Consider the following 14,670-nt stretch of genomic DNA (forward strand, 5'->3'; position numbering starts at 1 on the left):
ACTGGGTTCATGTGAGGACCTCTTGGTGGTCGACGAGGGGATTGAGCCACTCGGACACGGGGCCGAGGGGGTGGTGGCCGTCGTTGTCGTACCGGTCGGCGAGGGCGATGAGGTAGCGGATCGCCGTGTGCCGCGCCTCGGCGGCCGACAGCCCGAAGGGCGCCAGGGTCGGCACGGCCTGCGCCAGGCACGCCTCGGCGGCGACCCGGGGGCGCATGCGGCGCAGGCACCGCTGGAGGAAGTGGTGGAGGGCGTCGAAGCCGAGGGGCACGCCGGTGGCGAAGCGCTCCCAGTCCCACACCAGGAGGCGGCCGCCGGGCGCCGCCGCCATGTTCCAGGGGGAGAAGTCGCCGTGCCACGCGTGGCCGTCCCCGGCTCCCGCCTTCGCAGGGCTCGGGCCGCCGGCGATCCCTGGCCGGGACGGCCGCTCGTCGGGAGCCGTCCGCTGGGCGGGGACGCGGGCATGGGCCGGGGCCGTGGCGTGCGCGGGGAGGGTGGCGCGCGCGGGGGTCGGTGCGAGGGCGGAGATCTCCTTGATCGCCTCGTTCAGGACCGCCGGGGAGATCCGGCGGCGGCGGGCGGGAAGGGGGGACAGGGCCAGCACCTCGAGGCCGTTCCAGGTGCCGTGGTGCAGCACGGTGGGCGCCACCACGACGTCCAGGTGGGCGGCGGCGAGGGTCTGGAGCGTGGCGGACTCGTGCCGTACCAGGGCCTGCGCCCGCTCCGTGTCGCCGATCTTGACGAAGGCCAGGAGCTCGCCGCGTGCTCCGTGGACCTCCAGGACGGGCTTGCGGTTGGCGCGCCGGGCCGGTCGTACGTGGGCGGTGGCGCGCACGCGCTCCCCGAACACTTCGCTGAGGTGGCCGTCGATCGTGTCGGGACCCTGCGGCAGGAGCCGCCGTCCCGGGAGCCAGTGGGAGCGGGGGGCGAGGCGGCGCGGGACGAACCGGCCGGGCAGCAGGGCGTACGGGGCGTGGGACGTGGGGCCGTCGGTCGATGGGCGGTACAGCAAGGCGATCACCTCGTCCAGATAGCGCAGGCGCGCGCGGTAGTCGTTCACCGGCCCCCCTCCCCTGCCCCGGAGACGGCTGCCAAGGCCACTTGGGACGATTCAGTCGAAAACGCCGGTGGAAAATCGGCGCGGCCGTTGCGCCAGAGCAGGGCGAACGAGATCAGGTACAGGCTGAGCGCGGTGACGAGGCCGTCGTAGACGAACATGTAGAGCAGCACGAGGATCATGACGAGCGTGCCGGCCTGCCCGATGGGGGTGCGGTCGCGCCAGAAGCGGCGGACGGCCCCGGCGAAGAACGCGACGTACAGCAGCGCCCCCGTGAACCCCTGGGTGATCAGCAGCAGCCACAGCTGGCCGTCGCTGCCGAGCGGGGGATGGCCGCATTCGGCGCACCAGTCGGTCTTGCCCGTGGTGATCGTCTGGTAGTTGCCGTAGGCGTTGCGCGTGTTGCCGTACCCGATGATCGGCGAATGGGCGGCCGCCTCCAGCGTGGAGGTGACCGTGAACGCCCTGATGCGGTTGCTGTGCGGGCTGTCGATGCGCTGGGCCACGATGGCGGTGAGCGGTCCGGCGAGGAACACCGCGGCCGCCGCCGCGAGCGCCGCGCCGGCCACGAGGCCGGTACGGCGGCGGGCGCGCACCAGGGCGTACGCCACGCTGACGGCCAGGCCGATCCACAGTCCTCGGTTGAGGGAGTAGACGATCGGGATCGCGGCCAGCGCCGTGATCGCCACGCACAGCACGCGCCGCGCCGGCCCGCCGTACGTCCACCAGCCGACCGCGAACCAGATCAGCAGCACCGAGATGTTGCCGCCCCAGGCGTTGGCCCACTCGAACGGCGCCTCCGGGCGCGGGGAGGCGTGCCCGAGGACATGCTGGACCTGGGCCGCCGTCGGGTGGATGAGGTTGCGGACGAAGGAGTTGCCGCTGATCCACCCCGGCAGCAGCATCTCGACCGGCGAGGTGAACTCGAACCGGGGGGCCACCACCCCGAGCAGCCCCCCGGCCACGGTGACGACGAACAGCACGCCGAGCATGCGCACCAGCGCGAGCTGCGGCAGCTCCTGCTCGGTGAGGTTGCCGAGGTAGAGCACCATGACCAGCAGGGCGAGGTAGAGCGCGAGCCGCATGAGGTAGCCCATGACGCGGCCGGTGCCGAGGTCGCCGTACGTGCCGGGCGGCGTCTGGCCGAGCATGAGGGCGCTCACGAGGTAGCCCGCGACGAGCAGTGCCCACAGGCCCATGCCCTTGGGCACCGCGATCGGCCGCCGCCGCCAGAGCACGACCGCCATGGGGAACGCGACGACGATGATCGACAGGCCCCCGAAGCCCAGCGCCCACCAGACGGGGTACCCGACGAGGAGCGCGGCGATCGGCCACGCGGCGGGAGGAGGCGGCCTGAGCCGGGAGGCGGGGGGAGAGGGCCTCACGACGCGCGTGCCGTGGGTGCGGACGGCGGACGGCGGACGTGGCCGTGCCGGGCGTCGCCGCCACCGGGCAGCATGATGACCCCCAGCGGCGCGGTGTCGGTGCGCCGGAGCTGGCGAACGGCGTGCGCCAGCTGTTTGGAGCGCACGGAGCGGCTCTCGACGACCAGGAGGGCGGCGTCGGCCCTGGCCGCCTGGTCGGTGCGCACCCAGATCGGCGCGAGGCCGGTCAGCGCGACGCGTAGGTCGTCGGCGATCGGCTCGGGGTCGGTGCCGGGGGTGACGCCGCGGACCAGCAGCTCACCGCCGTCCCGCAGGTGCCGGGCGACGGCCATGGCCAGCTCGCGCAGCTCGCGGGCGTTCTCGCCGTCGCACAGGACGGGCAGCCCGGTGAGCCGTTCGACGTCGGCGGGCGTGCGCAGCCGGGTGTCGAGCCGGTCGCGCAGCATGGCGGCCCCGGCGCCGGCGAGCAGGCCGAGGAACAGCCCGCTGCCGACGTACAGCGGCCGGCTGGGCTGGGTGGGGGACGTCGGCGGGCGAGCGTCGCTGATCACGGTGCCGGGTGTGACGGCGACGGTCTTGAGGGCGTCGTACTTCTCGGTGAGGGTGAGGACCTGTTTGCCGAGGAGGTTCTGCCGCTGGACGGCCATGGTGCGCGCCGCCGACCCGGAGGCCGTGCGGGGGATGCCGGTCACGGTGCGCGCGAGGGCAGACTGCACCTCGCGCAGCTTGCCCGCCAGCACCTTGAGCTGGGCGTCGAGGGTGTGGGTGGCGGTGGCCTCGCGGTTGGCGAGGTAGGCCTTGGCGAACGCCTCGGCGCCCGCGGCGGCGGTGGCCGGGTCGCCGGCGGTATAGGAGATCGCGAGGACGGCCGAGTTGGGCGGCACGGCGACGGTGACCCGGTCTCTCAGCGGGCCGGGGTCGGGCTCGCCCGTGCCGGTGCGCGACTTGACCTTCAGGGCGTGGGCGGCCCGGGCGGCGACCACGGTGGAGCGGGCGATCTGGGCCTCGGTGTCGAGGTTGAGCGGCTCGCGCTGGCGTGGGGTGGTGGGATTGATCTGGTCCTGCACGCCGGTGGCGGACACGAGCACCTCGGCGGTCGCGGTGTACGACGGCGGGGTGGCCGCCAGCAGGGCGCCTCCGCAACAGGCGCCGGCGAGCAGGAACCCCGCGACGGTGACCCGGCGCCGCAGGAGCATGGAGCCGAACTCCGCGAACTCGCGCCCGGTGGCCGGGCGGGGGACTGAGGACGCCGGGTGGCTCATGGAACAGCAGACCTCTCGGTGCGGGTCGTCGCGGGTGCGTTCTGGGGCTTCCGGATCGGTTGTTGGTGAACTGACCCTTTGCATGCGTCACGCGGCGGCCGATCCCTTTTCGGGATCGGCCGCGCGGTGAACTGACCCTCCTGGGAACGGGACCAGAGAACTATAGGCACATCTCAAGATTTCTCAATCGCATACGAGAGTTTTTGTGGACGGCCGGATGGGGTGGTTCGGGGGGTATAGCCGGATATTTCTGTGCTTGTGAAGCCGCAGCTCGCGCCCAGGGTGGCGAGTTCCCGGCGGTGCGGACCCGATTAATGGGAAGGTGAATACCGGTCTCCGCTGGAAACGGTGAAAAGGGGGTTTGGCCGCCTTGCGCAGAGTGACGGGAATATGGGTTTTCGGTGCCGGGCTAGCCGTCGGCTGCGGGCTGATCCTTTACACGCTGCTGTCGGTGAGACCCATGCGGGAGACGGTGGCCAACGACACCGCGAACAGGCTGGGCGTGTCGTCCCCCGAGGGGGTGCCCGGCTGCGCCGCCACGGCGAAACTCATCCCGAGCTGTGGCGCCTGGTGGGGCATCGCCCCGGACGTCTTCGGCGGCAGGCCGCCGGTGCAGGCCGTCGCCACCGCCGAGAGGCGCATGGGGCGCCGCGCCGACATCGTGCACGTCTACCACCGCGGCGGCGAGGCGTTCCCGACCCCGCAGGAGGCCCATCTCGCGAGGAGGCGCCTGCTACTGATCAACTGGAAGCCGTCCGTGCGCGACACCTGGGCCGAGATCGCCGACGGCGCCATCGACGACCGCATCGACCGTGTGGCGGAGACGATCAGGCATCGGCTGCACGAACGCTTCTTCCTCACCATCCACCACGAGCCCGAGAACGACGTGCGCCCGCAGCCGGGGTCGGGCATGACGGCCGACGACTACGCCGCGATGTACCGGCATGTGGTGTTCCGACTGCGCCGGCACGGGGTGCGGAACGCCGTCATGGTCATGACCTACATGGGCGCCCCGAACTGGGCCACCAAGCCGTGGTTCGAGCGCCTCTACCCGGGCGACGACGTCGTCGACTGGATCGGGCTCGACCCCTACGCCGACCGCCGCGTGGACGACTTCGCGGGCCTGGTCGACAAGACCCGAGACGACCACGCGAGCTGGCCCGGCTTCTACCGCTGGACGCAGACGCGCTTCCCCGGCAAGCCGATCATGCTGGCCGAGTGGGGGGCGTTCGAGCGGCCGGGCGACCCGGGGTTCAAGGAGACGTTCTTCAACTCCGTACGCCGTCAGATCCGTGGATATCCGCAGATCAAGGCCCTGGTGTACTTCGACTCGCCGTCCGCGCCGCGCGGCGACACCCGGTTCGACTCCAGCGAGACCGCCGCCCGCGCGTTCTCCCAACTGGCCCGCGACCCCTACTTCAGCTCCACTCCCGTTCCAGATCACTGAACACGGAGCCAGCCGCCCGAGGTCAGAACGTTCAGGACGGTGTCGACGGCGCGCTGGATCGGCATGCCGGTGGTGTCGATGGTGACGTCGGCGTCGTCGGGTTCCTCGTAGGGGTCCGAGATGCCGGTGAACTCCGGGATCAGACCGGCCCGCGCCTTCGCGTACAGCCCCTTGCGGTCGCGCCGCTCGCACTCGTCGAGCGGCGTGGCGACGTGGACGAGGATGAAGTCGGCCCCCACCCCTTCGACCATGTGACGCACCTCGTCGCGCGTCGCGGCGTACGGGGCGATGGGGGCGCAGATCGCCAGGCCGCCGTGCCGGGCCACCTCGGCGGCGACGAAGCCGATCCTGCGGATGTTCAGGTCGCGGTCCTGCTTGGAGAACGTCAGGCCCGCCGAGAGCAGCCTGCGCACGACGTCCCCGTCGAGGTAGGTGACGGTACGGCTGCCGTTCTCCAGCAGCGCGTCGTGCAGCCCCCGGGCGATCGTGGACTTGCCCGAACCGGACAGTCCGGTGAAGAACACCACCACGCCGCGCCGGTGCGGCGGGCCGGGGAGCGTGACGGGCTCCGGGCCGGCCAGGTGCTCCTCGGCGCCGTAGGCCGCGGCGACGTGCTCGCGCAGCTCCAGGTCGATCTCCGGCTCGCGGGGCGCCAGCGGCACCACGGCGACCTGTGTGCCGGACGGCAGCTTGTCGCGTGCCTTCAGCGCCGCCCGTACGACCGCCGGGCCGCCCTCGCCGAAGGCCAGGGGCAGCAGCAGGATGACCGCGTCCAGCTCGCGGGCCGTCGCGGTGATCTCGTCCAGGTCGTCCAGCGGCCCGCGCATGGTGACGGCGAGGACGGGACGGTCGCCGAGCTCCGCCCTGACCTGTGCGGGAGAGCGGCGCAGGCGGGCGAACGGGCCGTGCTCGGGCTCGCCCAGGGAGCGGACCGGCCCCGCGACGAGGCCGTCGCCGGTGCGCTCGGTCACGGTCAGCACGGCGACCCCGGCGCCCTCCGGGTCGCGCAGCGTGACCTCCTGCCCCACCGAGGCGGGGTGGTCGTGCGGCAGCTCCAGGGTGACGGGGTCGGGCCAGGGGGTGCCGTCGGCCAGGCGCCCCTCTTCGGTCACCGACGCGATGTCGGCCGCGCCGAGGAAGCCGGTGAGGGGGGTGAAGGCCCCGGAGAGCAGCAGTTCGAGATCGGCGAGCTCCCGCGCGTCGGGAGTCCACTCCAGGACGGTGGCCGGCTCGGCGGCGGTCGTCTGTTCCGCGTTTCGCACCGAGCCAGGATATTTGCGCGGCGGGGAGACGGAGGAGGGAGGCATAGCGACCGGACGGCGGGGGCGTCTGTGGGGATGTACATCTGACCCTGGAGGTGATCGTGGACGTTGCCGAGGAGCGACGTTTCCGCGAGTTCGTGGCGGCTCGTTCGCCGGCGCTGATGAGGCTGGGGTTCCTGCTCACGGGCGGGGACCAGCACGCCGCCGAGGATCTGCTGCAGACCGTTCTCGCCAGGGCGGCCGCGCGGTGGTCCCGCATCGACGAGCCCGAGGCGTACGTGCGGCGGGCCATGTACCGGCAGCAGGTCAGCTGGTGGCGCCTGGCGTCCCGGCGGCCGGAGACGGTCGTGGCCGAGACGCCCGACGTCGCCGGCCCCGACGACGCGCACGCCGCCGAACTGAAGCTCGTGCTGCGCCGCGCGCTGACCAGGCTGACCCCGCGGCAGCGTGCGGTGCTGGTGCTGCGCTACTTCGAGGACCTGCCGGAGGCCGAGGTGGCCCAGATCATGGACTGCTCGGTCGGGACGGTCCGCAGCACCGCCCACCGCTCCCTGGCCCGGCTGCGCGCCGTCGCGCCGGAACTCGCCGATCTCCGAGCCCCCTCGTTCGCGTTGAAGGAGGCAAGATCATGAAGCCTGAGACCCTGGTGGCCGAGACGCTCCGGGAGTGGTCGGAGGAGGTCCGGATCCCGCATGACCTCGCCGACCGGGCCCTGCGGGGGCGGGTCCGCCGTCGCCTGAGGAGGACCGCGGTGGCCGCCGTGCTCGTCGCGGCCGTCGCCGGCATCGGCCTGGCCGTCCCCCCGGTCGCGCTGACCCGCGCCATGCATTCCCCGGCCGCCGCCCCCGACCCGTCGAGCACGAGCCAGGTCGGCGTGGCGCCGAGCGAAGCCCCCTTCTTTCCGACGCTGACCGACACCCACAACAGCCCGCCACGCACGCTGGTCGCCGCCGGCGAGAAGGCGGTGTCGGCCTACCACATCGACAGCCAGGAGAAACTCCCGGACGGCAGGGTGCGCGACCGCTCCACCTGGTACCTCTACAACCCCGTCACCGACAGGTACGACAAGACCGACTGGGCGAAACTGGACGTCTCGAGCGGTCTGGAATACGCCGCTGTGCTGGAGTACCCGCTGCCGGCCCACAGGGTCGGGATCCTCGATATGCGCACCCGAGAGATCGTGAAGTGGATCGACCTGGAACACCCGGTGGGTGCCGTCTCCTGGTCGCCGACCAAGGGGCTGCTCACCACCACCTACGATCGTGACCCCGGCATCCACGGCGATCGGACGAAGTCTCCGGTCCGACCGATGCCGCCCAGCCGGACCGGCTTCCAGATGGTGAACATCGACACCGGGCAGAGCGAGTTCCACGCCGTCACGCCCTCCCCGCAGGTGGTGAGGGCGCCGGACGCCGATCTCGGCCCGTTCGGCTGGACTCCCTACGGGGAGCTGATCTGGGAGGACACCAACACGAACCCGAGCAAGGTGTTCTATGACATGCAGGGCAGGCGCCATGACCCGCCCGACGGCTGGACCCATGCGTTGCAGGACACGGAGGACGCCGGCATCGCCGTCTACGGCAAGAAGTACGCGGCGAAGGGTGATCGACCCGGAGCGGAGACGGCCGTCAAGGACATCAAGACGGGGAAGACGGTGGGCGTCCAGAAGATGCGCCGGCTGCTCGCCTGGGCCGACGACGAGACCCTCATCGCCCTCGGCTGCGCCGCCTCGTGCGAGGACGGGTCCCGCGGCCAACTGGTGATGGTCGGGATCGACGGCAAGAACCCGGTGCAAATGTCCGCCGACCTCAAGATCCCCGGCTCCTCCGACACGTGGCAGCCACTGCTCACCCGCCGGTGACGGCTCGCAGGCCACCCGCCGGGCCCACGGAACGACGGGCGCGGTGGCGGTCAGATGAGGCGGGCGAAGTGGTTCTGAGGCTTACGGATGACCAGAGTGATCTCGTCCCCGGCGGTGGAGAGGCGGTCGCCGGAGAGCTTGGCCACGAGGTGGCAGGTGAACCGGGCCAGCCTGGCGTGCGGGCCGCGCAGGGCCGGCCCGGAGGTGGCGGAGTAGTCCTCGGCGATCATCAGCCCGCGCATCAGGCAGTAGGAGTGGATGCCCTCGCGGGAGGCCACCTGTTCGTAGACCGCCGGGAGCGGGCCGACCGCGCCCGGCGGGGCGAAACGCGGCCACAGCAGCCGTCGCGGCCACGACGGGAGGAAACGGTCGCAGAAGCCGTACGCCGAGGCGCGGTCGCGCATCCGGACCAGCAGCAGCCCGCCCGGCCGCAGGGCGTTCACCAGGCGGTCGAGCACCAGCTCGGCGTGGTGCACGCGTTCGAGCAGGAAGGGGGCGTGCACGACGTCGAACGTGCGGGGCAGCAGGGGCGCGTCCCTCAGGTCGCCGAGGAACCGCGCGTCGAGGTCGGTGCGGCGCTCCATCGCGGCGCGCAGTTCGGGGAGATCCTCGTCGATGCCGGTGACGCGCGTCTCGATGCGGTCGGTCTCGAGGACGTGGCCGCCCCCGCACCCGGCCACCAGGATGTCGAGCCGCCGGCCGAGCTGCTCGGTCCACAGCTCGCGGATCCGCTGGCCGAACACGTCGCCCTGGGTCGCAGGCCACCATCGCACATCTGACATGTGACTCAGCGTAGCCATTGAAGGCCGGTCAGTAGCGGATTCGAGGCGATCCGGCTCACCCTCACGGGCGTGGAGAGGACCTGGGGGTGCGCTCGGCCCCCCCGGCGGCGGCACCTCGCCGCCGCCGTCGGCCATGTGGGCGGCCTCGGGGCGATGATTCGACGAGCCCGGCCAGGTCCCCCGCGACGCCCTGGGCACGCGTACGGCCGGTCAGCTCGGGGTGACGAACTCGGGCTGGTCCAGCACGCGCAGCCAGCTCCCGTCGGGCTGGCGTCGTACGACCTGGGCCCGGGCGCCGGCCCCGTCCTTGGGCGGGGTGGAGGTGAGCGCGAGGTCTCCGCTGATCAGCGTGGGCAGCGGGGTCTCCGGCTCGAAGCGCGGGCGGTTGGCCAGCACCTTCTCCCACAGCGCCTGGATGGCCGCCCGGCCCACGGTCTGACCGCCCGGCGGGTAGGCCAGGACCGCGTCCTCCTCGTACAGCGCCGCGACCCCGGCCGCGTCCCCGGCGTTGGATCGCTCGACGAACAGGCGCGTGATGTCCTCGGGCCGCAGCGCCTTCTCGTATTCGGTCATGGTGTCTGCCTCCTTGTCTGGTTCCGCTTTCCAGCCTGCCGAGCCGCCTCCCAGAAGTCCAACAGATGGTTCTTATGAGAGCTAGAATTCACAGTTATGGAGTTGCGTCAGCTGGAGTACTTCGTCGCGGTCGCCGAGGAGCGCAGCTTCACCCGCGCCGCCGAGCGGGTGCACATCAGCCAGTCCGGCGTCAGCGCGCAGATCCGCCAGCTCGAACGCGAGCTCGGCGCAGAGCTGTTCGACCGGTCGGCCCGCGCGGCCACCCTCACCGTCGCGGGCAGGGCCGCGCTCGAACACGCCCGCGCCACCCTCGCCGCCGCGGCGGCGGTGGACCAGGCGGTGGGCGAGGTGACCGCTCTGATCCGCGGCCGGCTCACGGTCGGGATGGTGATCGGCTGTACGGTCACGCCGCTGTTCGACGCGCTGGCCGCCTTCCACACCGCGCATCCCGGCGTGGAGATCACGCTGCTCGAGGACGGCTCCGACCGGCTGGTGGAGCAGGTCCGCGGGGGCGCGCTCGACCTGGCGCTCGTCGGCACCGCGACCGCCACCCCCGAGGGGCTGGAGGCGATGACGATCATCAGTGATCGGCTCGTCGCGGCGGTCCCGCGCGGCCATCCCCTCGCGGCACGGGGCCGCGTCACCCTAGGCGACCTGGACGGACACCCGATCGTGTGCATGCCGCCGGGCACCGGGCTGCGGACGGTGTTCGACGAGGCGTGCGCGGCCCGGAACCTTCGTCCCGCGATCGCGCTGGAGGCCAGCGCCGCCGACGCCATCGCCGACCTGGCCGCACGAGGGCTGGGGGTGGCGATCCTCGGCCGGTCCATGGCCCAGCGCTACGACGACCGGCTCACCGCCCTGATCATCGACGACGCCGAGGCCCCGGGCCTGCTCGCACTGATCTGGAGGAACACCAGCAGCCCGGCGGTGCGCGAGGCGCTGCGTTGCTGCCGCCGCGCCTTCGGAGAATCTCCTCCGGATCGTTGAGTGCGATCGCCGTGATGCGGGCCGAGGACGCGGCGATCCGGTCGCCGGTGGAGGGAGTACTGGTACTCGCTTTCGAACATGGCGGGGCCGGCGGGGAAGTAGCCTTGTGGCGACCCCGGAGATCCGACCGCCCGGGGTCGCGCCTGCCGCCGGATAAAGTGGCCTATGGCCGCATCCACTCAGTGTGGTCGTTTCCGGCGCGCAGTGATGGGGCGCCACGTGGGGTTGGAGCTGAGCAGGCCGTCCGCGCGGCGTACGTTCCAGGCGGGCGTGACCATGTGGGGGCATTTCTAATGAGTCTTTCCGGACTGCTCGACCTTGTCGTCGCCGAACCGCACCTGGCCGAGGCGCTCGAACGCGCCGGCGAAGACGTCAATCTGATCGGGCCGCCCGCGCTGCGGCCGTTCGCGGTCGCCGCCCTGGCCCGCAGGCGGCCCGTGCTGGCGATCACGGCGACCGGGCGGGAGGCCGAAGACCTCGCCGCCGCGCTGACCGGCCTGGTGGGCGACAACGCCGTCGCGGTCTTCCCCGCCTGGGAGACCCTGCCGCACGAGCGGCTGTCTCCCCGCAGCGACACCGTGGGCCAGCGTCTGGCGGTGCTGCGCCGGCTCGCCCACCCGATCCCCGGCGACCCGGCCGCGGGCCCGCTCCAGGTCGTCGTCGCGCCGATCCGCGCCGTGCTGCAGCCGCTGGTCAGAGGGCTCGGCGACCTCTCGCCCGTGCGGCTGCGCGCCGGCGACGACGCCGACCTCGAAGACGTGGTCGAGCGCCTGGTCGCCAACGGCTACCACCGGGTCGACATGGTCGAAAGGCGCGGAGAGGTGGCCGTCCGCGGCGGCCTGCTCGACGTCTTCCCGCCCACCGAGGAGCATCCTCTGCGCCTTGAGTTCTGGGGCGACACGGTCGAGGAGATCCGCTGGTTCAAGGTCGCCGACCAGCGGTCGCTGGAGGTGGCCGAGGGCGGCCTGTTCGCCGCCCCCTGCCGTGAGCTGCTGCTGACCGACGAGGTCAGGCGGCGGGCCGCTGATCTCGCCGAGGAGCACCCGGCCCTGAAGGAGACCCTCGACCAGCTCGCGGACGGCATCCCGGTCGAAGGCATGGAGGCCTTCGCCCCCGTGCTGGTCGACGGCATGGACCTCCTGCTCGACCACCTGCCCGCCCGCGCGTCGGTGTTCGTCTGCGATCCCGAGCGCATCCGCGGCCGGGCGGTGGAGCTGGTCCACACCAGCCAGGAGTTCCTGGAGGCGTCGTGGATCAACGCCGCGGCGGGCGGCGAGGCGCCGATCGACCTCGGCGCCGCCGCCTTCCGCGACCTGGCGGAGGTGCGCGCCCAGGCGCGCGAGCTCGGCCAGCCCTGGTGGACGATCGCCCCGTTCGCCGCGTCCGCGCAGGCCGGGGCGTCCTCGGCCGCGCCGGCCCCCGCCGACGACGACGTGTACGCGCAGAGCGAGGCCGTCGAGCTTTCCGCGCGGGAGGCCGAGGCGTACCGCGGCGACACCCAGCGCGCCATGGCCGACATCAAGGGATGGCTCGGCGACGGGCGTGCCGTCGTGCTGCTGAGCGAGGGACACGGGCCGGCCGAGCGCATCGTGGAGCTGCTCAAGGGCGTCGACGTCGCCGCGCGGCTCGTGCCTGACCTCGACACCGCCCCCGGCAGGGACGTCGTGCACGTCACCACCGGCCGGGTCGAGCACGGCTTCGTCACCGACGCGGTCGCGGTGCTCACCCACCTCGACCTGGTCGGCCAGAAGGCCTCCACCAAGGACATGCGCAGGCTGCCGTCCCGCCGCCGCAACATGGTCGACCCGCTGCAGCTGAAGGTCGGCGACCACGTCGTGCACAGCCAGCACGGTGTCGGCCGCTACGTCGAGATGGTCCAGCGATCGGTCCAGGGCGCCACCCGCGAGTACCTCGTGATCGAGTACGCCAAGGGCGACCGGCTGTACGTCCCGACCGACCAGCTCGACGAGGTCACGCGGTACGTCGGCGGCGAGTCGCCCACGCTGAACCGCATGGGCGGCGCCGACTGGGCCAAGGCCAAGTCGCGGGCCAAGAAGGCCGTCAAGGAGATCGCGGGCGAGCTGATCCGCCTCTACAGCGCCCGCATGGCCTCCCCCGGCCACGCCTTCGGCGCCGACACGCCCTGGCAGCGCGAGATGGAGGACGCCTTCCCCTACGCCGAGACCGGCGACCAGCTGGAGGCCATCGACGAGGTCAAGCGCGACATGGAGCGCCCGGTGCCGATGGACCGCCTGATCTGCGGCGACGTCGGCTACGGCAAGACCGAGATCGCGGTGCGCGCGGCGTTCAAGGCCGTGCAGGACGGCAAGCAGGTCGCGGTGCTCGTGCCGACGACCCTGCTCGTGCAGCAGCACCTTTCGACGTTCGGCGAGCGGTTCGCGAGCTTCCCGGTGGTGGTCAGGCCCGTCTCCCGCTTCCAGACCGACAGCGAGGTCAAGGCCGCCCTCGAAGGGCTGAAGGACGGCAGTGTCGACGTCGTCATCGGCACCCACCGGCTGCTCAACCCGGACGTCAGGTTCAAGGAGCTCGGCCTCATCATCGTCGACGAGGAGCAGCGCTTCGGCGTCGAGCACAAGGAGGCCATGAAGCACATGCGCACCCAGGTCGACGTGCTCGCCATGTCGGCCACGCCGATCCCGCGCACGCTGGAGATGGGCATCACCGGCATCCGGGAGATGTCGACCATCCTCACCCCGCCGGAGGAGCGGCACCCGATCCTCACCTTCGTCGGTCCCTACGACGAGAAGCAGATCGCGGCGGCGATCCGGCGCGAGCTGATGCGCGACGGCCAGGTGTTCTTCGTGCACAACCGGGTCTCCTCGATCAACAAGGTGGCCGCCCGGCTGCACGAGCTGGTCCCCGAGGCCAGGGTCGCGGTGGCCCACGGGCAGATGAACGAACAGCAGCTCGAGAAGATCATGGTGGGCTTCTGGGAGCGCGAGTTCGACGTGCTGGTCGCCACGACGATCGTCGAGTCGGGCCTCGACATCCCCAACGCCAACACGCTGATCGTCGACCGCGCCGACAACTACGGCCTGTCCCAGCTGCACCAGTTGCGCGGGCGGGTCGGCCGGGGCCGCGAGCGCGGGTACGCCTACTTCCTGTACCCGCCGGAGGCGCCGCTCACCGAGACCGCCCACGAGCGCCTCGCCACGATCGCCCAGCACACCGAGATGGGCGCCGGCATGTACGTCGCCATGAAGGACCTGGAGATCCGCGGCGCGGGCAACATCCTCGGCGCCGAGCAGTCCGGCCACATCGCGGGCGTCGGGTTCGACCTGTACGTCCGCATGATGGCCGAGGCCGTCAAGGAGCAGAAGGCCAAGCTGGACGGCGAGGAGGGCGCCGAGGAGCGGCCCGACGTCAAGGTCGAGCTGCCCGTCAACGCCCACATCCCGCACGACTACGTCACCTCCGAGCGGCTGCGCCTGGAGGCCTACAAGCGGCTGGCGGCGGTGGGCAGCGACGACGACATCGCGGCCGTCCGGGAGGAGCTGGTCGACCGGTACGGCCGGCCGCCGCAGGAGGTCGACAACCTGCTGGAGGTCGCCCGCTTCCGCGTCCACGCGCGCAAGGCGGGGCTGACCGACGTGGCGCTGCAGGGTCAGCACATCAGGTTCGCGCCCGTGAGGCTGCGCGAGTCGCAGCAGGTGCGCCTCGACCGGCTGTACCCCAAGTCGATCTACAAGGTGGCCGCCGAGACGCTGCTGGTGCCGGTGCCGAAGACCAGGCCGCTGGGCGGTCAGCCCCTGCGCGACCTCGACCTGCTGAAGTGGTGCAGCGACCTGGTGGAGGCCATGTTCCTCGAACCGGCCAGGGCGGGAACCGCTCGATGATTTCTGCCTCGCTCCGCTCGGCGGGCGAGGGGCGCTCCTTGAGGCGGCGGGCTTCGTCGTCGTACGGGCTCGTTCCTCGCCCTCCCTCCTCCTCAGTCCACCGCCGCGCCTGTGCTCATGGCCTCGCTCCGCTCGGCGGCGAGGGGCGCTCCTTGAGGCGGCGGGCTTCGTCGTCGTACGGGCTCGTCCCTCGC

The 14,670-nt window shown here is 72.1% G+C and carries 11 protein-coding genes; 5 read left to right on the plus strand and 6 right to left on the minus strand.

Annotated features, from left to right (window positions below):
- Window positions 1-7: 7 nt before the first annotated feature.
- Genes KIK05_RS38935 through KIK05_RS38945 form a run of 3 tightly spaced genes read right to left on the minus strand, consistent with a single transcriptional unit; the run spans window position 8 to window position 3,704 of the window.
- Window positions 8-1,060 carry a hypothetical protein gene (locus KIK05_RS38935; RefSeq protein ID WP_214415890.1) on the minus strand — a complete coding sequence of 351 codons (1,053 nt, stop codon included), beginning with the start codon at window positions 1,058-1,060 and terminating at the stop codon, window positions 8-10.
- Window positions 1,057-2,442, minus strand: coding sequence for an O-antigen ligase family protein (locus KIK05_RS38940; protein ID WP_308250301.1), 1,386 nt, complete (start codon window positions 2,440-2,442; stop codon window positions 1,057-1,059). Before KIK05_RS38940 ends, KIK05_RS38935 begins: the two co-directional genes overlap by 4 nt.
- Window positions 2,439-3,704, minus strand: coding sequence for a Wzz/FepE/Etk N-terminal domain-containing protein (locus KIK05_RS38945; RefSeq protein WP_214415891.1), 1,266 nt, complete (start codon window positions 3,702-3,704; stop codon window positions 2,439-2,441). Before KIK05_RS38945 ends, KIK05_RS38940 begins: the two co-directional genes overlap by 4 nt.
- Window positions 3,705-4,164: 460 nt before the next feature.
- Here KIK05_RS38945 and KIK05_RS38950 point away from each other — a divergent pair, with 460 nt between their 5' ends.
- Window positions 4,165-5,151 (plus strand): glycoside hydrolase family 26 protein, encoded by a 987-nt coding sequence (locus KIK05_RS38950; RefSeq protein WP_214415923.1) that lies wholly within the window; start codon window positions 4,165-4,167, stop codon window positions 5,149-5,151.
- Here KIK05_RS38950 and cysC read toward each other — a convergent pair.
- Entirely contained in the window at window positions 5,145-6,413 is a 1,269-nt protein-coding gene (cysC, locus tag KIK05_RS38955) for an adenylyl-sulfate kinase (protein WP_308250302.1), read from the minus strand. The two genes, KIK05_RS38950 and cysC, sit on opposite strands and share 7 nt — an antisense overlap.
- A gap of 101 nt (window positions 6,414-6,514) precedes the next feature.
- Between cysC and KIK05_RS38960 the strand changes: the two genes are divergently transcribed.
- Entirely contained in the window at window positions 6,515-7,045 is a 531-nt protein-coding gene (locus tag KIK05_RS38960) for a SigE family RNA polymerase sigma factor (RefSeq protein WP_214415893.1), read from the plus strand.
- Window positions 7,042-8,274, plus strand: coding sequence for a hypothetical protein (locus KIK05_RS38965; protein ID WP_214415894.1), 1,233 nt, complete (start codon window positions 7,042-7,044; stop codon window positions 8,272-8,274). The genes KIK05_RS38960 and KIK05_RS38965 overlap by 4 nt, the downstream gene beginning before the upstream one ends.
- Window positions 8,275-8,324: 50 nt before the next feature.
- Here the strand turns inward: KIK05_RS38965 and KIK05_RS38970 are convergent, their stop codons facing one another.
- Together KIK05_RS38970 and KIK05_RS38975 are read right to left on the minus strand one after the other, a co-directional pair.
- Window positions 8,325-9,056, minus strand: coding sequence for a class I SAM-dependent methyltransferase (locus KIK05_RS38970; protein WP_214415895.1), 732 nt, complete (start codon window positions 9,054-9,056; stop codon window positions 8,325-8,327).
- 210 nt (window positions 9,057-9,266) lie between these two features.
- The gene (locus KIK05_RS38975) at window positions 9,267-9,629 is read right to left on the minus strand and encodes a YybH family protein (RefSeq protein ID WP_214415896.1); all 363 of its coding nucleotides are present in this window, start codon (window positions 9,627-9,629) and stop codon (window positions 9,267-9,269) included.
- 96 nt (window positions 9,630-9,725) lie between these two features.
- Here KIK05_RS38975 and KIK05_RS38980 point away from each other — a divergent pair, with 96 nt between their 5' ends.
- The gene (locus KIK05_RS38980; RefSeq protein WP_214415897.1) at window positions 9,726-10,619 is read left to right on the plus strand and encodes a LysR family transcriptional regulator; all 894 of its coding nucleotides are present in this window, start codon (window positions 9,726-9,728) and stop codon (window positions 10,617-10,619) included.
- 293 nt (window positions 10,620-10,912) lie between these two features.
- The gene (mfd, locus tag KIK05_RS38985; RefSeq protein WP_214415898.1) at window positions 10,913-14,476 is read left to right on the plus strand and encodes a transcription-repair coupling factor; all 3,564 of its coding nucleotides are present in this window, start codon (window positions 10,913-10,915) and stop codon (window positions 14,474-14,476) included.
- The last annotated feature ends 194 nt before the right edge of the window (window positions 14,477-14,670 follow it).

The sequence above is a fragment of the Sphaerisporangium fuscum genome (assembly GCF_018531465.1).
GTDB lineage: Bacteria > Actinomycetota > Actinomycetes > Streptosporangiales > Streptosporangiaceae > Sphaerisporangium > Sphaerisporangium fuscum.